The 22,081-nt window shown below is 62.5% G+C and carries 18 protein-coding genes; 4 read left to right on the top strand and 14 right to left on the bottom strand.

All coding sequences use genetic code 11. The features are described 5' to 3' along the window. Positions 1-14 precede the first annotated feature (14 nt). From JHX88_RS08535 to hemC, 9 genes are all read right to left on the bottom strand, one after another. A complete protein-coding gene (locus JHX88_RS08535) occupies positions 15-221 on the bottom strand; it encodes a hypothetical protein (RefSeq protein ID WP_419182363.1) in 207 nt (68 codons plus the stop codon). 283 nt (positions 222-504) lie between these two features. Continuing rightward, positions 505-1,497, bottom strand: a complete 993-nt coding sequence (locus JHX88_RS08530; RefSeq protein ID WP_076528073.1) for an adenosine kinase — start codon at positions 1,495-1,497, stop codon at positions 505-507. A 10-nt stretch (positions 1,498-1,507) separates the two neighbouring features. Then, on the bottom strand, positions 1,508-2,920 hold the full coding sequence (gene ahcY, locus JHX88_RS08525) for an adenosylhomocysteinase (RefSeq protein ID WP_272848220.1): 1,413 nt from the start codon (positions 2,918-2,920) through the stop codon (positions 1,508-1,510). A 28-nt stretch (positions 2,921-2,948) separates the two neighbouring features. Then, positions 2,949-4,133, bottom strand: coding sequence for a methionine adenosyltransferase (gene metK / locus JHX88_RS08520; protein ID WP_076526293.1), 1,185 nt, complete (start codon positions 4,131-4,133; stop codon positions 2,949-2,951). 40 nt (positions 4,134-4,173) lie between these two features. Then, on the bottom strand, positions 4,174-6,849 hold the full coding sequence (gene metH, locus JHX88_RS08515; RefSeq protein WP_076526291.1) for a methionine synthase: 2,676 nt from the start codon (positions 6,847-6,849) through the stop codon (positions 4,174-4,176). Further along, complete coding sequence (locus tag JHX88_RS22445; RefSeq protein WP_076526290.1) at positions 6,846-7,922, bottom strand: homocysteine S-methyltransferase family protein; 1,077 nt, start codon at positions 7,920-7,922, stop codon at positions 6,846-6,848. Before JHX88_RS22445 ends, metH begins: the two co-directional genes overlap by 4 nt. A 13-nt stretch (positions 7,923-7,935) precedes the next feature. Continuing rightward, complete coding sequence (metF, locus tag JHX88_RS08505; RefSeq protein ID WP_076526288.1) at positions 7,936-8,814, bottom strand: methylenetetrahydrofolate reductase [NAD(P)H]; 879 nt, start codon at positions 8,812-8,814, stop codon at positions 7,936-7,938. Positions 8,815-8,890: 76 nt separating this feature from the next. Continuing rightward, on the bottom strand, positions 8,891-10,579 hold the full coding sequence (locus JHX88_RS08500) for a glycine/sarcosine N-methyltransferase (RefSeq protein WP_076526286.1): 1,689 nt from the start codon (positions 10,577-10,579) through the stop codon (positions 8,891-8,893). A gap of 486 nt (positions 10,580-11,065) precedes the next feature. After that, positions 11,066-12,010: a hydroxymethylbilane synthase gene (gene hemC, locus JHX88_RS08495; RefSeq protein WP_076526284.1), complete on the bottom strand. Its 945-nt coding sequence runs from the start codon at positions 12,008-12,010 to the stop codon at positions 11,066-11,068. Between the two features lie 72 nt (positions 12,011-12,082). Here hemC and hemE point away from each other — a divergent pair, with 72 nt between their 5' ends. Then, positions 12,083-13,111, top strand: coding sequence for a uroporphyrinogen decarboxylase (gene hemE, locus JHX88_RS08490; protein ID WP_076526282.1), 1,029 nt, complete (start codon positions 12,083-12,085; stop codon positions 13,109-13,111). Next, entirely contained in the window at positions 13,108-13,986 is an 879-nt protein-coding gene (locus tag JHX88_RS08485; protein ID WP_076526280.1) for a DMT family transporter, read from the top strand. Before hemE ends, JHX88_RS08485 begins: the two co-directional genes overlap by 4 nt. Before the next feature lie 166 nt (positions 13,987-14,152). Here the strand turns inward: JHX88_RS08485 and JHX88_RS08480 are convergent, their stop codons facing one another. Next, positions 14,153-14,896 (bottom strand): cytochrome c biogenesis CcdA family protein, encoded by a 744-nt coding sequence (locus JHX88_RS08480; protein WP_076526278.1) that lies wholly within the window; start codon positions 14,894-14,896, stop codon positions 14,153-14,155. A 158-nt stretch (positions 14,897-15,054) separates the two neighbouring features. Then, the gene (locus JHX88_RS08475) at positions 15,055-17,802 is read right to left on the bottom strand and encodes a ribonuclease E/G (RefSeq protein ID WP_076526276.1); all 2,748 of its coding nucleotides are present in this window, start codon (positions 17,800-17,802) and stop codon (positions 15,055-15,057) included. Positions 17,803-18,592: 790 nt separating this feature from the next. Between JHX88_RS08475 and JHX88_RS08470 the strand changes: the two genes are divergently transcribed. Then, entirely contained in the window at positions 18,593-19,489 is an 897-nt protein-coding gene (locus JHX88_RS08470) for a lipase family protein (RefSeq protein WP_076526274.1), read from the top strand. A 4-nt stretch (positions 19,490-19,493) separates the two neighbouring features. Here the strand turns inward: JHX88_RS08470 and JHX88_RS08465 are convergent, their stop codons facing one another. Next, entirely contained in the window at positions 19,494-20,102 is a 609-nt protein-coding gene (locus JHX88_RS08465; RefSeq protein WP_076526272.1) for an inner membrane-spanning protein YciB, read from the bottom strand. 20 nt (positions 20,103-20,122) lie between these two features. After that, the gene (locus JHX88_RS08460; protein ID WP_076526325.1) at positions 20,123-21,022 is read right to left on the bottom strand and encodes a DMT family transporter; all 900 of its coding nucleotides are present in this window, start codon (positions 21,020-21,022) and stop codon (positions 20,123-20,125) included. 204 nt (positions 21,023-21,226) lie between these two features. On the opposite strand from JHX88_RS08460, the gene JHX88_RS08455 reads away from it, so the two are divergent. Continuing rightward, positions 21,227-21,454 (top strand): hypothetical protein, encoded by a 228-nt coding sequence (locus JHX88_RS08455; protein WP_076526270.1) that lies wholly within the window; start codon positions 21,227-21,229, stop codon positions 21,452-21,454. 41 nt (positions 21,455-21,495) lie between these two features. Here JHX88_RS08455 and JHX88_RS08450 read toward each other — a convergent pair whose 3' ends face one another. After that, positions 21,496-21,885 (bottom strand): VOC family protein, encoded by a 390-nt coding sequence (locus JHX88_RS08450; RefSeq protein WP_076526268.1) that lies wholly within the window; start codon positions 21,883-21,885, stop codon positions 21,496-21,498. Positions 21,886-22,081 lie beyond the last annotated feature (196 nt).

Below are 22,081 nucleotides of genomic sequence, written 5' to 3'. Positions count from 1 at the left end.
CCACGGATGTCGCTTCAGGTGTCGTCGTCGTCCGACGCGACCGCAGCAATGACGCCCAGCAACAGCAGGGCAGGAACAACCAGCCCGGCATTCGAGCTTGCTGGTTCCTCCTCAACGATCACCGGCTCCGGCTCGACAACGGGTGCGACATAGCCACCCGCGAGTGCCGAGGAAGCTGCCAAACCGAGTGCGGCGGTCAAAGTCGTGAATTTGATCATCATTATGCTCCCTTACATTTTCACGGTCCCAGTATAGGGCAAGCCGTTCCGAACTGTATATCGGCCCGTCAGGGCCATTGCCAAAGAAAGCAAGAAATCGCCGATATGTTTGTCATAGAAGCAATCTCTACAGCCCCACACATCTCCGAAAACGAGGTGCAGTGTTTGCAAGACATTCCCGGTTCACGACGCTTTGCTTTCATTTCTTCTTCTTTCGTCAGTGCTGCAAGCTACTTTCGAAAAGAGAGAAAGGATGGGCGGAGATCAGGGCCGCCCACCCCGCCCTTCAAGCCGCAGAAAGCTTGATCGCTCGCGCGGCAGCGCCTTCACGAGCACCGAAATGCCCCAGGACACGGGCCGCGAGCCCTGCGCCGATCCGGCCGGATTCAGCGACATCCAGACCCCGCGCCAACCCGCTCAGGAAGCCGCTGGCATAGGCATCGCCCGCCCCTGTCGAATCGACGATTTCGGTTACCAGGGCCGCATCGATGCGAACGGGCTCTCCGCCATCGGAGACAAGCGAGCCGTTTTCACCTTCGGTCACGGCTGCAACCGAGACGCGGTCAAGCGCCCATTGCAAGGCGGCAGCAGTATCATCCTGCTCGGCCAATGCCCCGATCTCGACATGGTTGCCGATCAGGATATCGGCATGATCGGCGATGAAACCCAGCATGCCGTCGCGGTTGCGCTCTACACAGCCGGGATCGGAGGGTGTCAGCGCAACGCGCGCCCCGGCCGATTTTGCGTATCCGGCTGCGGTTTCGATGACCGCCGGACCATGCGGCGCATCCCAGAGATACCCCTCGATAAAGAGGATATCACAGCCTTCGAAATGCTCGGCCGCGATATCGGACGGGGAAAGCGTGACCGCGGCGCCCAGATGGGTGCTCATCGTGCGCTCGCCGTCGGGGGTCACCAGCACGACGCAATGCCCCGTGCCGATCCCGTCCTCCGGGCCGTCCTTCACCGGCGCGGCAATGCCCATGCCGTCCATTTCCTCGCGGAAGGTGCCGCCAAGATCGTCAGCGGCAATCTTGCCCAGATAGGTCGCGCGCAACTCGTTCCCGGTCATATGGGCGATGGAATTGGCAACCGATCCGCCCGATTGGCGATAGCCCGGCGCGACTTCGGCGAAAAGCGCCTTTGCCGCTTCGGCTTCTACCAGATGCATTCCCCCGGGGGTGAGGCCGTGCCGGTCGATCACATCGTGACCGACCGGAGCGACAACATCCACCAGAGCATTTCCGATTCCCACGATATGTGGCTTCGTCTCGCTCATGGATGTCTCCTCAATACCGGTAATGATCTGATTTGAAGGGACCATCGACCGAAACACCGATATAATCTGCCTGTTCGGGATCGAGCTTGGAGAGCCTCACCCCGATCTTGTCCAGATGCAGCCTCGCGACTTTTTCATCCAGTGCTTTCGGCAGGATGTAGACACCGGGCCGGTATTCATCGCCCTTGGTCCACAGCTCGATCTGGGCGAGCACCTGGTTGGTGAAGCTGGCCGACATCACGAAGGACGGATGCCCGGTCGCGTTGCCGAGGTTCAGCAGACGCCCCTCGGAGAGCAGGATGATCCGGCTGCCCGAAGGCATCTCGATCATGTCCACCTGATCCTTGATATTGGTCCATTTGTGGTTCTTCAGCGCCGCGACCTGGATCTCGTTGTCGAAATGGCCGATATTGCCGACGATCGCCATGTCCTTCATCTCGCGCATATGCTCGATGCGGATCACGTCGCGATTGCCGGTGGTGGTAATGAAGATATCGGCAGAGGCCACCACGTCTTCCAGCGTCACCACCTCGAACCCGTCCATCGCCGCCTGTAGCGCGCAGATCGGATCGACTTCGGTCACCTTCACCCGCGCACCGGCGCCGCGCAGGCTTGCCGCCGAACCCTTGCCGACATCGCCATAGCCGCAGACCAGGGCGGTCTTGCCGGCCATCATCGTGTCGGTGGCGCGGCGGATGCCGTCGACCAGCGATTCCTTGCAGCCGTATTTATTGTCGAATTTCGACTTGGTGACGCTGTCATTGACGTTGATCGCCGGGAAGGGCAGCAGCCCTTTCTTGTGCAGGTCATAGAGGCGGTGCACGCCGGTCGTGGTTTCTTCACTGACGCCTTGCAGCTGGTCGCGCTGCCTGGTGAACCAGCCGGGGCTTGCCGCCATCCGCTTCTTGATCTGGGCAAACAGCGCCTCTTCCTCTTCGCTGGTCGGCGTTTCGATCAGGTCGGTCTCGCCGGCCTCCACCCGCGCGCCCAGGAGGATGTAGAGCGTCGCGTCGCCGCCATCGTCGAGGATCAGGTTGGCGCCCTCCTCGAACAGGAAGATGCGGTCGCAGTAATCCCAGTATTCCTCCAGCGTTTCGCCCTTGATGGCGAAGACCGGGGTGCCCCCGGCGGCGATCGCGGCCGCGGCGTGGTCCTGGGTCGAGAAGATGTTGCACGACGCCCACCGCACCTCGGCACCGAGCGCGACCAGCGTCTCGATCAGCACCGCCGTCTGGATCGTCATGTGCAACGAACCCGCGATCCGCGCGCCCTTCAGCGGCTGCGCCGCGCCATATTCCGCACGAAGCGCCATCAGGCCCGGCATCTCCGTCTCGGCGATGTCAAGTTCGCGGCGGCCGTAATCGGCAAGCGAAATGTCGCGGATTACGCAATCTTCAGGGGTGATTCTTTCCGGTTTATTCATGTGTCTTTTGCCTTTTCGTTTTGTTCGATTACTCGGCCGCTTGGGTCGCACCAAAGCTGCGGGCCAGTTCGTCGGCGAGATCGGTCTTTTCCCATGAGAAGCCGCCATCGGCATCCGGCTCGCGCCCGAAATGGCCATAGGCCGATGTGCGGGCATAGATGGGCTTGAGCAGGTCCAGGTGCTCACGGATGCCGCGCGGAGTCAGGCGCATCATCTCGCGCAGCTTCGCTGCAAGCTTGTCTGTATCCACGCGCCCGGTTCCGAGCGTCTCGACATAAAGCGCGACCGGCTCGGGAACGCCGATGGCATAGGCAAGCTGGATCTGGCATTTCTCGGCAAGACCCGCGGCAACCACGTTCTTGGCAAGGTAGCGGGCGGCATAAGCTGCCGAGCGGTCCACCTTGGTGGGATCCTTGCCCGAGAACGCCCCGCCGCCATGAGGCGCCGCGCCGCCATAGGTATCCACGATGATCTTGCGTCCGGTCAGCCCGGCATCGCCATCCGGCCCGCCGATCACGAAATTGCCGGTCGGGTTCACGATCAGCCGGTCATCGGGCAAGCTCCAGTCGTTCGGGAAGACGGCGGTGATATAAGGCTTCACGAGTTCGCGCACCTCGTCCTGGCTCAACCCCTCCATATGCTGGGTCGAGACGACCACCGTGTCGAGCCCGACAGGTTTGCCATTGCGGTATTCCAGCGTGACCTGGCTCTTGGCGTCGGGACCGAATTTCGGCTGTTTGCCCGATTTCCGATCCTCGGCCATCATCCGCAGGATGCGGTGCGAGAACTGGATCGGCGCCGGCATCAGCTCGTCGGTCTCGTTGCAGGCATAGCCGAACATGATGCCCTGATCGCCGGCACCTTCCTCGCCCTTACTGCCTTCGTCGACGCCCATGGCGATATCGGCGGATTGCTCATGCAGCAGGTTGTTGACGGCGCAGGTCTTCCAGGAAAAACCTTTCTGCTCGTAACCGATATCCTTGATGGCCTGACGCGCGATCTCCTCGACATGCTGACGCACGTCATCAGGGCCGCGAACTTCACCGGCGATGGTCACGTGATCGGTGGTGGCAAGCGTTTCACAGGCGACGCGGCTGTTCGGATCAGCGGCCAGATAGGCATCCAGCACAGCGTCCGAGATTCTGTCGCAAACCTTGTCTGGATGTCCCTCGGACACGGATTCGCTGGTGAATAGCCAGGTTCTGTCGGTCATCTCGTTCCTCTCTTTCTGCGGTGGAGTAGATTGATCGCAATCAGGCGATCTTGCGCTCGGTTTCGTCCCGCCCGGCATTGCGGTTGGGAGCGTAAGCGAGGCTGGGTGCCAGCCAACGTTCGGCCTCGGCCAGATCCATGCCCTTCCTGCGGGCATAGTCGGCCACCTGATCCGGGCCGATCCGGCCGATGCCGAAGTAACGGGCACCGGGATGGGAAAAATAGAAGCCGGACACGGCCGCAGCCGGCCACATCGCATAGCTTTCGGTCAGCTCGATCCCGGTATGACGGGGCGCGTCCAGCAATGCGAAAAGACTGTCCTTGTCGGTATGATCCGGGCAGGCAGGATAGCCGGGCGCGGGACGGATACCGCGATATTGCTCGGCAACCAGAGCCTCGTTATCCAGCCTCTCATCCGGCGCATATCCCCAAAGCGAGCGGCGCACGCGGGCATGCAGCGCCTCGGCAAAGGCTTCGGCGATCCGATCCCCAAGCGCCTGGACCATGATCGAATCATAGTCATTGCCGTCAGCCTTGTACTGCTCTGCGAGGTCATGCGCCTCGGGCCCCGCGGTCACGGCAAAGCCGCCGATCCAGTCGTCGATCCCTTTCGGTGCCACGAGATCCGCCAGGGACATGTTGGGCCGGTCCTTCGACTTGCGGCTCTGCTGGCGAAGCTGCGGCAGCCGGGCCGCTTCGGTCTTGCGGTCCTCATCCGTCCAGACAATCAGGTCGTCGCCATCGCTATTCGCGGGCCAGAGCCCGACCACGGCGCGGGGTGTGAACCAACCCTCCGAGATGATCCGTCCAAGCATCGCCTTGGCATTGTCGTAAAGCTCTCGGGCAACAGCCCCCTTGTCGGGATCGTCGAGAATGGCCGGATATTTTCCGCGCATCTCCCAAGTGGCGAAGAACGGCGTCCAGTCGATATATTCCGCAAGGGTTTCAACCGGCATATCATCGATCACATGCAGGCCGGGCGATTGCGGCGCCGGTGGGCTATAGCTGTCCCATCCACCATCGAAGGCATTCGCGCGCGCCTCGGCGAATGGAAGTGTCGGGCGGTCGCCGCCGCGATCCGATGTCGCGCGCATCTGTTCCTGCGTGGCGAGGATCTCGTCCAGGTAGCTCGTCCGGGCCGTTTTGGACAACAGTTTCGAGACCACGCCGACCGCTTTCGACGCATCGTCGACATGGATAACGCCATGCTCATATTCCGGCGCGACCTTCAGTGCCGTGTGCTTCTTGGAGGTGGTAGCACCGCCGATCAGCAACGGTAAATCGAAATCCTGCCGCTTCATCTCGGATGCGACTTCGACCATGCGATCGAGCGAAGGCGTGATCAGGCCCGAAAGCCCGATGATATCCGCCTTCTCCTCACGCGCCTTGGTCAGTATGTCTTCGGTCGGAACCATGACGCCCAGATCTACGACATCGTAATTGTTGCATTGCAGGACGACGCCGACGATGTTCTTGCCGATATCGTGCACGTCGCCCTTGACGGTGGCCATCAGCACCTTGCCCTTGGCCGAGGTATCGCCCGTGCGTCTCTTTTCCTCTTCCATGTAAGGCAGCAGATGACCCACGGCGGTCTTCATGACCCGCGCGGATTTCACCACCTGCGGCAGGAACATCTTGCCCGCCCCGAAAAGATCGCCGACGACATTCATGCCGTCCATGAGCGGCCCCTCGATCACGTCCAGCGGCTTGTCGGCCTTGTGGCGGCATTCCTCGGTGTCATCGATGACGAAATCGGTAATGCCGTGAACAAGCGCGTGCTCGAGCCGCTTCTCGACCTCCAGTTCGCGCCATTTCGGATCTTCCTTCTTGGTCGCCTCGCCGCTGCCCTTGTACTTGTCGGCGACTTCCAACAGCCGCTCCGTCGCATCGTCGCGGCGATTCAACAGCACATCCTCGACCCGATCACGCAGCTCGTCCGGGATATCGTCATAAACGGTGATCTGGCCGGCATTCACGATGGCCATGTCCAACCCGAGGGGGATGGCGTGATACAGGAAGGCGGAATGCATCGCCTCGCGCACCGCATTGTTGCCGCGGAAACTGAACGAGGCGTTCGACAACCCGCCGGACACGTGGCAATGCGGCATCGCCTCCTTGATCATGCGGGTCGCCTCGAAGAACGCGACGGCATAGTTGTTGTGGTCCTCGATCCCTGTCGCGACCGCAAAGATATTGGGGTCGAAGATGATGTCCCACGGATCGAAACCGGCCTGCTCGGTCAGCAGATCGAAAGAGCGCTTGCAGATATCGAACTTGTGCTGGGCGGTCTCGGCCTGTCCGTTCTCGTCGAAGGCCATGACGACCACCGCCGCGCCATAGCGGCGAACGGTCCGGGCCTGTTCGAGAAACGCCTCTTCGCCCTCTTTCAGCGAGATAGAGTTCACGACCGAGCGACCCTGAACGCATTTGAGCCCGGCCTCGATCACCTCGAACTTGGAGCTGTCGATCATGACCGGCACGCGGGAAATGTCGGGTTCCGACGCGATTAGGTTGAGGAAGGTGGTCATCGCCTCGGCCGAATCCAGCAGGCCCTCATCCATGTTCACGTCGATGATCTGCGCACCGTTCTCGACCTGCTGACGTGCGACATCCAGCGCCGTGGCATAGTCGCCTTCCATGATCAGCTTCTTGAACTTCGCCGACCCGGTAATGTTGGTGCGCTCGCCGATATTTATGAAATTCGCGATCCCACTCATGCTGCGCTCCCCTCCGTCTGCCGGTCCTCGGCCCCCATGGCCTCGAACAGTTCCAGCCCGCTGAGCCGCATCCGCTTGACCTTGGCGGGAACCCTGCGCGGCGCCTTGCCCTCCACGGCCCGGGCGATGGCCGCGATATGCGCGGGCGTGGTGCCGCAGCAGCCGCCAACGATGTTCACGATGCCGGCATCGGCCCATTCGCCAAGATGCTCTGCGGTATCTTCGGGCGTTTCGTCATAGCCGCCCATCTCGTTGGGCAGACCCGCGTTGGGATAGGCGCTGACGCGGGTATCGGCCTCCTGCGACAGGGTGCGGACATGCTGCCGCATCTCGCCCGCGCCCAGGGCACAGTTGAGTCCGATGGAGAACGGGCGCGCATGGCTCATCGAGGCCCAGAACGCTTCGGGCGTCTGGCCGGTCAGGGTCCGTCCCGAACGGTCCGTGATCGTGCCGGAAATCATCAGGGGCGGCACCGCGACTCCATTGTCCCGCAACGATTCGATGGCATAGATCGCGGCCTTGGCGTTCAGCGTGTCGAAGATGGTCTCAATCAGGATCAGATCGACCCCGGCCTCGATCAGCGCCCGCGCCGCCTCGCCATAGGCTGCTGCAAGGACATCGAAGGTCACCGCGCGATAGCCCGGATCATTCACATCGGGACTGATCGAAGCGGTCTGGTTCGTCGGCCCGATCCCCCCGGCGACCCAACGCGGCCGGTCGGCAGTCGCCACGGCATCCGCCGCCTCACGCGCGAGCCGCACGCTTTCCATGTTCATCTCGACGGCCAGATCCTGCATGGAGTAATCCGCCTGGCTGATGGCGTTGGCTCCGAAGGTATTGGTGCAGAGGATATCCGCGCCGGCCTCGAGAAAATCGGCATGGATGCCGCGGATCATGTCGGGCGCGGTCAGGCTGAGAAGCTCGTTGTTCCCGGCGATATCGGAACGAAAATCCTTGAACCGCTCGCCGCGATAGACGGCTTCATCCGGTTTCTGCTGCTGGATCATCGTGCCCATCGCACCATCAAGCACGAGTATCCGCTCGGCGGCATGTTTCTCGATGTCAGCTGTCATCTTGTTCTTCCTTTCACGCAGCCCGATCGGCGCTGCTTTGCCCGGACAGCCCTAATGCCCGGCAGATGGACAGGGTCACATCGGGCTTGTTCAGGGTATAGAAATGAAACTCGGTGATGCCTTCGGCAGCGAGACGGCGGCACTGCTCGTGGGCCAGGCTCGCCGCGACCATCGCGCGCATGTCGGGTGCATCGTCCAGCCCGGCGAACATTGTCTCCATCCACTCCGGGATCGACGCGCCGCAACCTTCCGAGAACCGCTTGATGCTGGCGAAATTGGCCACCGGCATGATGCCCGCCACGATCGGCGCCTCGATGCCGGCTGCACGTGCGCGATCAGCGAAGCGCAGGATCTTGTCGGTATCAAAAACATACTGCGTGATCGCCCGAGCCGCGCCCGCATCGATCTTGCGCTTGAGGTGATCGAGATCGCTTTCGACGCTGGCCGCTTCGGGATGCACCTCGGGATAGGCGGCGACGGAGATGTCGAAATCCGCCACGCGACGCAATCCCTCGACCAGTTCGGCCGCGTTGCGGTAGCCGTCTTCCGATAGGGTCTGACCTTCCGGCAGGTCGCCGCGCAGGGCCACGATCTTGCGGATTCCCGACTCCCACAGCTCCCGCGCCTGCTCATCCAGTTCGGCACGGCTGGCCCCGATGCAGGTCAGGTGATGCGCAACCGGCAAGCGGGTCCGCCGATGCACCATATCGACGATATGCCTGGTGCGGTCACGAGTCGTGCCGCCCGCGCCATAGGTTACGGAAAAATAGCCAGGACCGGCACTGGCAAGCTGGGTGACGGTGCGGTCGAGATTCTCGATGCCTCGCTCTGTCTTCGGCGGAAACAGCTCGAACGAGACGTCCAGGGGATATTCGGGAACAAGCCCGCCCATATGAATGGCTCCATGTTTTGATGCGAATTCTGACGGGTGATCAGGCCGGGCGCATGGCCGCGCCCGGCCCTTCCGATCACTCAGGCTTGCGGAACAGCTGGATTCCCCAGGCAAGATGACCGTCATCCGCGGCTTTGACCCAGTTTTCCAATCCGACCGCCATCTTGTCGAGATATTCGGCCGAAGCGCCGTTTTCACGAAGCTTGTCGTAATTGGCGATCAGATCCTCGCGCACCCGGGCGTAGTGGGTCCGCAGGTGATGAGCCATATCATCCTGACGCAGCGTCTCGAACCCGCGCACCTCTGCCACCTCGCGATAGAAGCGGAAGGAGCCGAGGCTGTTGAGCTGAAGCCGGTCATAGACGGGCTGCAGCACCCCATGGGGCACATCGTCTGCCTGGCACGGATCGGTGAAGATGAAGTAACCGCCGGGCTTCAGCACCCGCCAGACCTCGTCGAACACCTTGGCGCGCTGATCCGAATGCAGGATCGCGTCCTGGCTCCAGACCACGTCGAAGCTGGCGCCTTCCTCGGGAATATCCTCGAAGACCCCATGCACGACATTGATCTTGTCGGCGAGACCTGCATTGCGCGTCTTGGAGCGGTTATAGTCGTTCTGCGTTTCAGAGATATTCAGGCAGGTCGCCGAGCAGCCATATGCCTTGCTGACCCTGCGCATCGCACCGCCGTAACCAGCGCCGATATCGAGAATGCGGCTCGACTGGTCGAGATCGGGGAGCAACTCCGCCATGCGGTCGATGGTCTTGTCGCTCGCAGTGCGAATGTCCTTGGTGTTGTCATAGAGCCCGATATGCAGGTCCTCGCCACCCCAGATATTGGAATAGAAGGCGTCGGCATCGCTGCTGTCATAATAGTCCTCGGCGATCTCCCGAACATCGGTCTCGCCCGGCTGGTATGAGCCACCGCTCCAGCGCACCAGGTGCATCGCCGATTTTTCCGCGACATGAACGAAGAAGTCCGGATCGTTCTCGGCATAGGTTTCCTGGAAATCGCCATAGGTCCGCACGCGCTGGAACCCGGCCTCGGACAGCAGGCGACGGACATAGTTCTTGCGGATCGGACACATGTTCAGCGTGTATTCCGCCCCATCGGGGAAGCTGTAGACCATCCGCACAAGGCCTTCGTCGATATGCGACGGCTCCGCCGTGACCTGATCTCCGCAATAATAATACTTGTGCTTGGTCGAGAACCCTTCGTCCAGCATGGTATCGTAATTGCGCTGATCGATGATCAGGACGCCGTCATGCTTCAGCGCGGCATAGAATTCGGCCAGCGCCCGGCGGCGGTCCTGTTCTTCATACAGGTGGGTAAAGGAGTTCCCCAGGCAGATGATGGCATCGTATTTGCCCTGGATGTCACGGTTGAGCCAACGCCAATCGGCCTGCACGGTCTTGAGGATCAGGCCGCGCGCCTGACCGTTGTCAAAGGCCTTGGCGAGCATTGCCGCCGAACCGTCGGCGGATGTCACGTTGAATCCGGCCTCGGTCAGGCGCACCGAATGGAAACCGGTTCCGGCCGCCACATCGAGGACGGTATCCTTGCCGCGGGCACGCAGCACATCGATGAAGAACTGACCCTCGCTTTCGGCACGGGCACGCCAGTCGATCAGCTCGTCCCATTTTTCGACAAACGTTGTCACATACTCGTTGCGATACTGATCCGTTTCACGATCCTGCAGCGGATCGCCGCTATATACCTGATCTGTCAGGGTAAGCTCCGCGTTCATCGCACTCGAATCGGACATAACGTCTCCTCTCTTCGTTGCTGTGACCGCATACCGGAATCGTTTCGCCCGGCTTGCGGCGAGTACAGGCTCACTGTTTCTGATCAGCGGTGGTCGTCTGGTCTGTGCTGCAAAGGGCGCACGACGCGACCACCACATACTTTGGACAACTAAGCACCACACTGTCGGGCGCTCTCGTGTAGGAGATGCCTACATGAAGAAAGCGCTGCACCTCAAGGCTTGTGAGCGAATTTCATAAAAACTATGTATTTCGCCCCCCTAATAAATCCGTTTTGCATAACAATTGAGCGTTCAGGGCAGGGTTAGGCCGAACAGGTCGATTTTCGCCGAAACTCGGCTTTGAAAGCGGGTTTGTGTGGAACAGGGCCGGAACTGGCATAATTAATCGGGGAACGTCCGGCAAAATTCGACGCCCCAAGGCCGAACAGCCGATTCGCTGCCCGGCTGACCCTCGATGAATCCGCTTCAGGGAATCGTCAGCCGGGTTTACGGCAGGTGGTCAAAGAACCCCTGCCCCGCATCGGTCAAAAGCTCCTCGGCCAGGTCCTTGCCCATCGCCGGACCGTCGGCGATCTCACCCTCGCGCGAACCGGACAGGGCGATCGAGCCATCCGGGCGCAGGATTTCACCGCGCAGGAACAGCCGGGCATCCTGTAATTCCGCGTAACCCGCGATCGGTGTCTGGCAAGAACCGTCCAGCCGGGCCAGGAAAGCCCGTTCCGCCGCGACCCGCTGCCCTGTTTCGACATCATTGATCGGGCGAAGCATCGCCGCGACATTCTCGTCATCCAGCCGCCGCTCGATCCCGATGGCGCCCTGCGCGACGGCAGGCAGCATCTCGGCGGGATCGATGGGGCCGCGGGCGACATGGACCATATCCAGTCGATGCAATCCCGCCATCGCCAGGAAACTGGCCATGGCCACGCCGTCTTCCAGCTTTTTCAGCCTCGTCTGGACATTTCCCCGGAACTCGACCAGCCGCAGATCGGGTCGCCGATGCGCCAGTTGCGCGCGCCGCCGCAAGCTGGACGAGCCGACCACCGCCCCCTCGGGCAGTTCGGAGATCGAAGAGACATGCGGGCTGACGAAAGCGTCGCGCGCATCCTCGCGCGGCAAGAGGCAATCTATAATCATCCCCTCGGGCTGGACGGTCGGCATATCCTTCATCGAATGCACCGCGATGTCGATACCGCCATCCGCCAGCGCATCCTCGATCTCTTTCGTGAACAGCCCCTTGCCGCCGATCTCTTTCAGCGGGCGGTCGGTCACGCGATCCCCGGTGGTGCGGATCACCACGATCTCGAAGGCGTCGACGGGCAAGTCATGCGCAGCCATCAGGCGCGCCCGCGCCTCATGCGCCTGCGCAAGCGCCAGTTTCGAGCCGCGGGTGCCGATCTTCAGCGGAGAGGTTGGGTTGGGCAATTCAATCATGCGTCCCGCTTACCCGGCAGCGGGCCGCTTGACAACGCCCGCCTGCTGGCCATGAAGGGCACAGGAGGCTTCATGACCAAACTTTTGCTGCGCGCGCTTGCGGGCGAGACCTTACCGACCCCACCGATCTGGATGATGCGTCAGGCCGGACGGTACCTGCCCGAATACCGGGCCACCCGCGAAAAGGCGGGCGATTTCCTGTCACTCTGCTATTCCCCCGAACTGGCGGCAGAGGTGACCCTGCAGCCGATTCGGCGCTTTGGCTTCGATGCGTCGATCCTGTTTGCCGACATCCTTCTGGTGCCGCAGGCCCTGGGTGCCGATCTGTGGTTCGTCACCGGCGAGGGACCGCGGCTGTCCACCATCACGACACGGGCCGAGGTCGAGGCGCTGAAACCTGCTGACGCGATCCATGAGCGGCTCTCTCCGATCTATGAGACCATCCGCATCCTGGCGGGCGAGTTGCCGCGAGACATCACGCTGATCGGTTTCGCCGGGGCGCCATGGACCGTGGCAACCTACATGATCGCCGGGCGCGGCACGCCGGACCAGGGCCCGGCCCATGCCTTCAAGGCGGCGGATCGGGCGGCTTTTTCGGCGCTGGTCGACCGTATCACCGAGGCGACCATCCTGTATCTGTCGGCACAGATCGAAGCCGGGGCCGAGGTGGTCAAGCTGTTCGACAGTTGGGCTGGCAGCCTTGAGGGAGCCGATTTCGACGATTTCGCGATTGCCCCCGCGCGCCGGATCATCTCGGCGTTGAAAGAGCGTCATCCGGGCATTCCCGTCATCGCCTTCCCGCGCGAAGCCGGGGACCGCTATATTGGCTATGCTCAGGCAACCGGGGCGGATTGCGTGGCCCTGGACAATTCGGTCAATGCCGAATGGGCAGCCAAGCATGTGCAGACCGAAGTCTGCGTGCAGGGTAACCTGGACCCGCGGCATATGGTCACGGGCGGCCCGGAACTGGAGGCAGAGGCCCGGCGCATCACCCGCGCCCTGCGGGGCGGGCCGCATGTGTTCAACCTGGGCCACGGCATCACGCCCGATGCCGATCCCGACAATGTCGCCCGAATGATCGAGGCGGTGCGCAGCGCATGATCTGGGTCGCGGCCACGCTGATCGCGGCCGTCGCCCAGACCGGGCGCAATGCGGCGCAGGCCGGGCTGGGCGCACGTGTCGGAACCATCGGCGCGACCTCGGTGCGTTTCATCTTCGGCCTACCCTTCGCGGCACTGTTCCTGTTGCTACTCTCGCCATTCACCGAGATTCCCTGCCCGAATGCGGCCGTTCTCGGGTTTACGGCCATGGGAGCCGGGGCACAGATCGCCGCCACCGCCTTCATGCTGCTGACCATGCGCGGGCAGAGCTTTGGCGTTGCCACCGCGCTGATGAAGACCGAACCGGTCACGCTGGCGCTGATCGGCGCGGTGATCCTGTCCGAACCGCTCGGCGCCGGACGATTGGGTGCCATCGGCCTTGCGACCCTTGGCGTGGTGCTGAGCTCGGGCGCGAAATGGTCGCGGGCGGGACTGGTGCCGATCGCGAACGGTATCGCCGCCGGGGCGTTGTTCGGGCTCTCGGCCATCGGTTTTCGCGGGGCCCTGCTCGCCTTGCCCGAGGGCGGCTATTTCATCCACGCCTTGACGGTGCTTGTCCTGACATTGACGATCCAATCGGCGGTTATGCTGATCTGGATGCTTGCCGCCGACCGGCCCGCCCTGCGCGGGATCATGGGGGAATGGCGTGTCTCGATGGCCGCAGGGGCGCTTGGGGCCTTTGCCTCGCTGTTCTGGTTCATCGGATTCGCGCTGACCCCGGCCGCCAATGTCCGTACCCTGGCACTCATCGAGGTAGTCTTCGCGCAGATCGTCTCGGGTCGGATATTGCGCCAGACGACCGGACGGCTGCAATTGGCCGGGATGGCGCTGATCGTGATCGGTGTCGGTTGGCTACTGGTCGTGGCCGCGGGATAAGACAGAGGCCGCAGGGTTTGTTGCATCCCGCGATGGCCGGGGAGCTGCGCGCCCCCGTCGCCGGCAGATCTCTCGAACCAGTGGCGCTCCAGCCAGCGACCCCCGCGGGATATTTTCATGAAGAAGAAGAACCTGCGGCTTTGATTCTGCGCGACCGCCGAAGCCGTCAGCCCAATTGCGCGAGGCCGGGGAAGGTTTCCAGAAGCCAGTAGGAGAATGCCGAGAACGCCCCGGTCAAAAGCATTGTGCCGACGATCAGCAGCAGCACGCCCATGACCCGCTCGATCAGCTTCAGATGGGGCTTGATCCGGTTCATCACGCCAATGGCCCGGTTGATGAAGATCGCCGCGAGCAGGAACGGGATACCCAATCCGAGCGCATAGACGGCAAGCAGGCCGGTGCCCCGGGACATCTCGCCCCCCGCCGCGGCGAGCGACAGGATCATCCCAAGCTGTGGCCCGATGCAGGGCGTCCAGCCAAAGGCAAAGGCCAGCCCCAACAGATAGGCGCCAAAGGCACCGCCACCCTGCTTGCCCGCCTCGATCCTGGCTTCCTGATCGAGGATAGGGATGCGGAAGACATGCAGGAAATGCAGGCCCATCACGATCACCGTGACACCCGCCGCCTTGGCCAGAACATCCTGGTATTGCAGGAAGGCCCGCCCAAAGGCCGATGCCGCGAAGCCCATGACAAGGAAGACGGTGGACAGCCCGAGAACGAAGAACAGTGCCGGCAACGCGGCGCTGCGTTCGCCCGTTTTCAATCCGTTCACATTTACCCCGGTCATATAGGCCAGATAGGGCGGGACGATCGGCAGAACGCAGGGCGAGAGAAAGGACAGGAAACCCGCCAGCAACGCGACAAAGGCGGCGGGCAGGAAGGCGGCGGTGGCGAGTTCGATCCCAAACATGCCGGGCACCTTAAACGATGCTGCGCCCGGCGAAAGCCGTCAATTCGTCACAGCTTCGTGCAATGGCGACGAAAACGGCGGATAAGCATTCCTGCGATGCGGACCGGTGCAAAGAGAATCCGGGCGCCGGATTTATCCGGCGCCCGGGATAGACAGTCTTAGCTGCCGAAAGACCACCAGCCGCGCCGCTTGGGCCGGGCGGGTTCCTCGGCGGTCTCGGCCAGTTCGGTCTCTTGCGACGGGGTCTCGGCGACCGGTTCCGCCGGAGTCTTCTCGGGCTCTTCCGCAGCGGCAGGTGTTTCGGCGGTCGGGGTCACGGGTTCCGGCTCCGGGGTGACGGATTCAGCTTCGGCCTCCGAAGCCTCTGGGGCAGGTTTCCGGTTGTCCTCCTCGACCGCCACCACGGCGTCAGCCACGGGTTCTGCCGTTGCGACAGCCTCTTGCAGCTCTTCGGCCTGGGGGGGGGACTCGGCCTCGGCTGCCAGTGCCGGATCGGTTGCGGTTCCCTCTGCAGTAGCGGCTGCCGGTTCCGCCGATTTCCGTGACCGGCTTCTGCGACGAACCGTTGCCTCGGGGAATTCCTCGGCGCGCGAATCCTCGGGCTGATCGCGTAAATCGACTACCTCTGGCAAGGGCTCGGACGTGGGCGCCGTCACCTCATCGCTCTTTTTGCGGCTCCGCGAACGCGAACGGGTCCGCCGGGCGGGTTTTTCCTCGGCGGCTTCCGCATCAGGGCCGGTCGCTTCACGTTCGGCATCGGCAGAGGCCTCGGCCACGACTTGATCGGCTTCGCCCTCGGCCGGTTTGGCCTGCGCCGGTTCGGACTGGGCCTCACCGGATGACGAAACATCGTCCATCGGCATGTCCTGCCCATTGCTGTCCGCGCCATCGCCGCTTTTCCGGCGGCGGCGGCGGCGGCGGCGGCGCGAGCGGCCACCCTCGCCAGACTCGTCCTCGGCAGACGAGCGGGTGCCGCTACGTTCCTCGGATCTGTCCTTGTCTTCGGCTTTGTCCAGATGATCTTCGGGTTTTGCCCGATCCTCGACCTCACCCTCATCCTCGTCATCGATGCTGGCCATCAGCTCGGCATCGACCGACAGGGCGGCGTGGGGAGCTTCGGCAATCAGCCGGGTGGCGGTCTTGAACTTCTCGATCGCGTAATCGGGCGAGATCAGCGCCGGATCGGCCTCGACCCGGACCGACAGCCCGTAACGCACCTCGATCCCGGCGATATGCTCGCGCTTGATATTCATCAGGAAATTCGCCACCGAGACCGGCGCCTTCACCAGCACCTCGCGTGAGCGCTTGCGCGTGCCCTCTTCCTCGATGGCGCGCAGGATGGTCAGCGCAAGGCTGTCATCCGAACGGATCAACCCGGTGCCGTGGCAATGTGCACAAGGCTGTGTGGTCGATTCCAGCATCCCGGGGCGCAGGCGCTGACGGCTCATCTCCATCAGGCCAAAGCCCGAGATGCGGCCCACCTGGATTCGTGCCCGGTCGGATTTCAGCTTGTCCTTCAGACGCTTCTCGACGGCCGAGTTGTTCTTGCGCTCGTCCATGTCGATGAAGTCGATCACGATCAGCCCGGCAAGGTCGCGCAGGCGCAACTGCCGCGCCACCTCGTCGGCGGCTTCGAGATTGGTCTTGAGTGCCGTGTCCTCGATCGAGCCTTCCTTCGTCGCCCGGCCCGAGTTCACATCGATGGCGACCAGCGCCTCGGTCACGCCGATGACGATATAGCCGCCGGATTTGAGCTGTACGACCGGGTTGAACATGCCGCCGAGATAGCTTTCCACCTGGTAGCGGGCGTAAAGCGGCATGGAATCCGCGTAATGCTTCACGTTGCGGGCATGGGACGGCATGATCATCTTCATGAAGTCCTTGGCCACGCGATAGCCACGCTCGCCCTCGACCAGCACCTCGTCGATCTCCTTGCTGTAGAGATCGCGGATCGAGCGCTTGATCAGATCGCCTTCCTCATAGATTGGCGCGGGGGCGACGGATTTGAAGGTCACCTCGCGGATCTGCTCCCACAGGCGCAGGAGGTATTCATAGTCGCGCTTGATCTCGGTCCGGGTGCGCTGGCTGCCGGCAGTGCGGATGATCAGCCCGGCGCCCTTGGGCACCGAGAGCTCTCCGGCGATATCCTTCAGCTTCTTGCGGTCGGCGGCATTGGTGATCTTGCGGCTGATCCCGCCGCCACGGGCGGTATTGGGCATCAGCACGCAGTACCGGCCCGCCAGCGACAGATAGGTCGTCAGCGCGGCACCCTTGTTGCCGCGTTCTTCCTTGACCACCTGCACCAGCATGATCTGGCGGACCTTGACGACCTCCTGGATCTTGTATCGGCGCGGGCGCGGCTTTTTCGTGACGCGGATTTCCTCGGTCACGTCCTCGTCGGCGACCGACTCGATGCTTTCATCCTTGTCGGTGGCGTCCGTTTCCTCGGCCCCGTTATCGTACGCCTGATTGTTCCCGGCGGATTTATCCTCTCCGGCGTCATCGGCCTGCGCATCGGCGCTGACGGTCTCGTCGTCGGTCTGCGCCTTTGCCGCCTTGGACGACGACCTGCGCCGCTTGCTGCCTCTGCTGGATTCCTCGGCCTCCTGCGCCTCGGCATAGGCCTGTTCCTCGGCGATGAGCGCATCGCGATCAGCCGCGGGGATCTGGTAGTAATCCGGATGAATCTCGGCGAAGGCGAGGAAGCCGTGACGGTTTCCGCCGTAATCCACGAAGGCCGCCTGCAACGAGGGTTCGACCCGCGTCACCTTGGCCAAATAGATATTCCCGGAGATTTGCCTCTTGTTTACAGTCTCGAAATCAAATTCTTCGACCTTGGTTCCGTCGACCACGACCACCCGAGTTTCCTCGGCGTGGGTGGCATCGATCAGCATTTTTTTTGCCATTGTTATGTCTTTCGCACAGACCGAAACCGGGCGGTGCCAATGGCATCGTCCGGGAAGGGCTGCGGCATGATTGGGGCGCGGGCGCGGCTGCTGAGATGGTGATGGGGATGGCGAGGCGATCTGCCTGCCCTCTCCCTCTCCATCCATTCGTTGCGCGCGTCATCGCGTCTGTTCCTTTGTGGGACCCGGGACCGTCGGACGGTTCGGGCCAGTGCTTGTCGTCATCCCGGTGCGGTTGATCGCGCCTGAGACGGGGTTTTCCGCGAGGCACATGCCGTCCAGAACTTGGAGCAGAGGTGCCGCGCTGCGAAACTGTTGGCGCCGCTCGGCCCGCGATAGCGTGACTTCGGCGCATATCCACAACATAGAGGTGGTGGTGGGGGAAATTCAATGGTGAAAAGGATTCCCGCTACAGGTGTGGACGGATTCCGCCGGGTCGGGGCCATTTTTTCAAGATGGCGGCCTACTTCGCCCCACATTGGCCGGGGCGCTGCCCCGTCGCCGGAAGATCCCTCGAACCAGTGCCGCGACCCGCCGGCGACCCCGAAGTATTGAGACAACGAAGAAGAGGCCAGGTTTCGGGATTGCCGGCAGATCGACCGGCATTACCACAAGCCTTGGAGGCCCTCACCAGGTTTTCCGATATTATCCCTCCAACGACCTGATCGAAAACGACATTGCCTCTGCCATCTGCGAGGGTGGGGCGTCACGCGGTCGTTACGTTCCAGTCATGCTGCTGTTGCAGCATTGCCCTATCCAATCCCTGTCTGGACGGGACAGGATGCGATGGATGCCGGTCGTCAAGCTCAACGCCGATAGCACGCCGCCACCCGAATTGTGGCAACTGGCCGACAGCCTGCCCGAGGGGGCGCCGATCATCGCCATGATCCATGGCTATCGCTATTCGCCCTCGCAATCCGCCAATGATCCGCATCGCCATATCCTTTCGCTCGACCCGCAGCTTGGCGCGCATCGGGCGCTGTCATGGCCGCGTGCGCTCGGCTTCGGCACCGGCCGCCCCGAAGAGGGGCTGGCGCTGGCTTTCGGATGGGAGGCGCGGGGCCGCCTTGGCCGCGCCTATCGGCAAGCCGGAGAGGCAGGGGCATCGCTTGCCCGGACTGTCTCGGACCTGGCCGAAAGGGCCGGACGGCCCGTGGCCCTGATCGGGCATTCGCTGGGCGCGCGCGTCGCCTTGCAGGTGCTGCATCGCGCCGATCCCGGCAGCATCGGGCGCATGATCCTGCTGACCGGGGCCGAATTCCGCGACGAGGCTGCCGCGGCGATCGACAGCCCGGCAGGACGACGGGCAGAAGTGCTGAACATCACCTCGCGCGAGAACGACCTGTTCGACTTCGCCATAGAGATGTGGCTGGGCAAGGGCCGCAGGCAGGCACTCGGCTTCGGGCTGGACGAGCCCCTGCGCAACTGGTTCGACATGCAGATCGACCATCGCGGCACGCTGGACGCCCTTTGGAACCTCGGCTTCCCGGTGGACCGCACGCCGCTGCGCCTGTCGCATTGGACGCCCTATCTGCGGCAGGGATTGTTCGATTTCTACCGCACCGCGCTTGCCCAGCCCTGGGCGCTGCCCATGCCGATGCTGCGCGCCCGCCTTCCCGGCCGGATCGAGCCGCGCTGGTCGCGCCTGCTGGCGCCCCCTGCCCCCCTCGGCGGCCTCGGAGCCTGAAGGATCAGCTGTCCGTCTCGTCCGAATCCTTGTCCAGCGCGTGATCCCGGAACAGCCCCGAATTTGCGATCAGGAAAACGAACAGGATCAGCGGCAGACCGAAGGTCTTGAAATAGACCCATGCCGTCTCGGACATTGTCCGCCAGACAATCTCGTTCGCCACGGCCAGCGCCAGGAAGACCAGCGCCATGCGCAGGGTCAGCTTGCGCCAACCCTCGGCATCCATCGGCAGCGCTTCGGACAGCACCATCTGCAACCAATTCTTGCGCGCGATCAGGCTGACCCCCAGGATGATCGCGAAGAGCAGATAGATCAGCGTCGGCTTCATCTTGAAGAAGCGCGGATCGTTCAGCCAGACCGACAGCCCGCCGAACACCACCACCAGCACCAGTGTCGCGACCTGCATCGGCGACAGCTTGCCGGATAGCCGCCACTGGATCAGCGTCGCCAGCGCCAGCACCGGCACGAAGATCAGCGTGGCGAGGATGAAGGCGCTGTAATCGCGCCCGAAGAGAGTCACCTCCTCGCCGCGGAACAGCATGAAGACCGCGAAGAACAGCAGCACCGGTCCAAGTTCCAGCACCGGTTTGACCCAGGGTTTCGTCTCTTTCATCGCATCCTTCCTTGGCCCGGTCAGGCACCCAACTCGACTATCACCGCGCCCGCGGCGATCACTGCCATCAGGACCGCGCGAACCGGCCCCACCTTTTCGCCCAGGATCATCCAGCCGACAAGGGCCGCGAAGACAGTCGAGGTCTCGCGCAGCACCGCCGCCCGTCCGACATCGTCGATCCTCGTGGCCAGCATGATCGATCCAAAGCTCGCCAGCGCGACCAAAGCCCCGGCAATTCCACGCAATGCCAGCGGCCCGATCTCGGATTTCGGCAGGGCCGCAAGGCGGCGCCGGTTCCAGATCGGCATGAAAATGGAATCCAGCAGGAAAAACCATGCCAGAAATGTGTACGGATCCGCCGCCAGCCGGATGCCCCAGGCATCATAGGTGGTATAAAGCGCCACCAGCCCGCCCGTCACCAAGGCCCATGCCAGGGCCGGTCCCAATGTGTCGCGCCCGATGGTCAGGCGAAGCCGGTTAAAGATTGCCAATCCGAAGATTCCGCCCACCAGCAGCAGCACACCCAGCCATTGCACCAGGTTGAAATGCTCGCGGAACACCACTCCGGCGGCAATCACGGTGAAAAGCGGCCCGCTGCCGCGCACGACAGGATAGACGACGGTATAGGCACCTCGCTGATAGGTCTGTGCCTGTGCAATCTTGTAGACGATATGAATGGCCATCGCCCCGAACAACACGGGCCACAACTGTGCCGAGGGCCAAGGCACCACGAACAGCGCCACCGGCAGGGCGATCAGCCCATAGCTCAGGTCTATTGCCGCCCGGCTGACCCACGGATCGTGCCGGCCCTTCTGCAACGCTCCGAACACCGCGTGCAGGAACGCCGCGCTCAGCGCGAGGATTGATGCCAATCGCGCGCCCTCGGACGTGCCCGCGATCTGGATGATCCACTCGCTCATGATCGGGTGATGGCCGGGTTTTGCAGGATGTGCAAGGGCGTTGCTCACATGATAATCAAGGACAGAAGTACTTTTCCGGGTGTTAGCGTTCCTTGTTGTCGCCTTTGCAACCGATGCATGATCCCAATATGGCCCCGGCCACCCAAAACCGTTTCAGACGTCACGCCCCCGTACGGATCAAATCAACACGCGCAGATATCCCAAATGACCTCTCGGAACTTTACAGGCACCAGCATCCTGCATCTTTTTGCAATCCTGTTTATCTATATCCCTGCCGCAGCCATCTTCCCGATCGGCTTCTTGCTGGCACTTCACAATCTTTATTGGGCTATTGGTTTCGTCGCTATCTGCATCGCAGTCATTTTGCTTGCAAATATGGTCAAGCCAAAGCTTGCACATCGGCTAAACGTTCCTGACGAACCTCATCACTGACAGGAATCTATTACGGAATTGGTTCTCCTCCCCCTCCTGCCTCAAGTCCCCTCGTGACAAACCGCCTCTATGTTGTAGCCGTCCGGATCGATGATGAAACAGGCATAGTAATTCTCGTGATAGCGTGGGCGCAGTCCGGGTTCGCCATTGTCTCCGCCCCCTGCCCCTGTCGCGGCCCGGAAAAACGCATCGACCTCTTGCCGTGTCCCCGCGTTGAAGGCGAGATGGGCCAGAGGTGGCACCGGCGCGCCCGACGCGATCCAGAACTCCCCTCCCGGATCAAGCGATCTGCGGTTGCCCTCGGCCACGCCGAAACCGACGGCATCTATCTCCTCGACCGTGATCCGATAGCCCAGGGGCGCCAATGCGGCAGCATAAAAGCGCTTGCTGCGCGCAAGATCGGCAACCCCGATACAGATATGATCCAGCATCTCTCCTCCTGATCCACCCGCCCGATATTGTCCGCCGCTCGAAATATCCGGTCAAGCTCATCAGGTGGCCTGATTCCAAACCTGCAGTTTACGAAAGAAAAGCTGATCGCCGGTCGCGCAACGCTCGCCGCCTGTGTACGGGCTGTGTACGTCCTGTGCACATGCCGTGTACGGATGTCACAGCCGGATTCCCAGC

Source organism: Paracoccus saliphilus (assembly GCF_028553805.1).
GTDB lineage: Bacteria > Pseudomonadota > Alphaproteobacteria > Rhodobacterales > Rhodobacteraceae > Paracoccus > Paracoccus saliphilus.
The sequence above is the reverse complement of the archived record's forward strand: the minus strand, read 5'-3'. Positions and strand labels throughout refer to the sequence as shown.

Coding starts and splice junctions, on each gene's coding strand:
- JHX88_RS08535 (WP_419182363.1), bottom strand. CDS start 221: ATGATGATCAAATTCACGACTTTGACCGCCGCACTCGGTTTGGCAGCT.
- JHX88_RS08530 (WP_076528073.1), bottom strand. CDS start 1,497: ATGAGCGAGACGAAGCCACATATCGTGGGAATCGGAAATGCTCTGGTG.
- ahcY (WP_272848220.1), bottom strand. CDS start 2,920: ATGAATAAACCGGAAAGAATCACCCCTGAAGATTGCGTAATCCGCGAC.
- metK (WP_076526293.1), bottom strand. CDS start 4,133: ATGACCGACAGAACCTGGCTATTCACCAGCGAATCCGTGTCCGAGGGA.
- metH (WP_076526291.1), bottom strand. CDS start 6,849: ATGAGTGGGATCGCGAATTTCATAAATATCGGCGAGCGCACCAACATT.
- JHX88_RS22445 (WP_076526290.1), bottom strand. CDS start 7,922: ATGACAGCTGACATCGAGAAACATGCCGCCGAGCGGATACTCGTGCTT.
- metF (WP_076526288.1), bottom strand. CDS start 8,814: ATGGGCGGGCTTGTTCCCGAATATCCCCTGGACGTCTCGTTCGAGCTG.
- JHX88_RS08500 (WP_076526286.1), bottom strand. CDS start 10,579: ATGTCCGATTCGAGTGCGATGAACGCGGAGCTTACCCTGACAGATCAG.
- hemC (WP_076526284.1), bottom strand. CDS start 12,010: ATGATTGAATTGCCCAACCCAACCTCTCCGCTGAAGATCGGCACCCGC.
- hemE (WP_076526282.1), top strand. CDS start 12,083: ATGACCAAACTTTTGCTGCGCGCGCTTGCGGGCGAGACCTTACCGACC.
- JHX88_RS08485 (WP_076526280.1), top strand. CDS start 13,108: ATGATCTGGGTCGCGGCCACGCTGATCGCGGCCGTCGCCCAGACCGGG.
- JHX88_RS08480 (WP_076526278.1), bottom strand. CDS start 14,896: ATGTTTGGGATCGAACTCGCCACCGCCGCCTTCCTGCCCGCCGCCTTT.
- JHX88_RS08475 (WP_076526276.1), bottom strand. CDS start 17,802: ATGGCAAAAAAAATGCTGATCGATGCCACCCACGCCGAGGAAACTCGG.
- JHX88_RS08470 (WP_076526274.1), top strand. CDS start 18,593: ATGCCGGTCGTCAAGCTCAACGCCGATAGCACGCCGCCACCCGAATTG.
- JHX88_RS08465 (WP_076526272.1), bottom strand. CDS start 20,102: ATGAAAGAGACGAAACCCTGGGTCAAACCGGTGCTGGAACTTGGACCG.
- JHX88_RS08460 (WP_076526325.1), bottom strand. CDS start 21,022: ATGAGCGAGTGGATCATCCAGATCGCGGGCACGTCCGAGGGCGCGCGA.
- JHX88_RS08455 (WP_076526270.1), top strand. CDS start 21,227: ATGACCTCTCGGAACTTTACAGGCACCAGCATCCTGCATCTTTTTGCA.
- JHX88_RS08450 (WP_076526268.1), bottom strand. CDS start 21,885: ATGCTGGATCATATCTGTATCGGGGTTGCCGATCTTGCGCGCAGCAAG.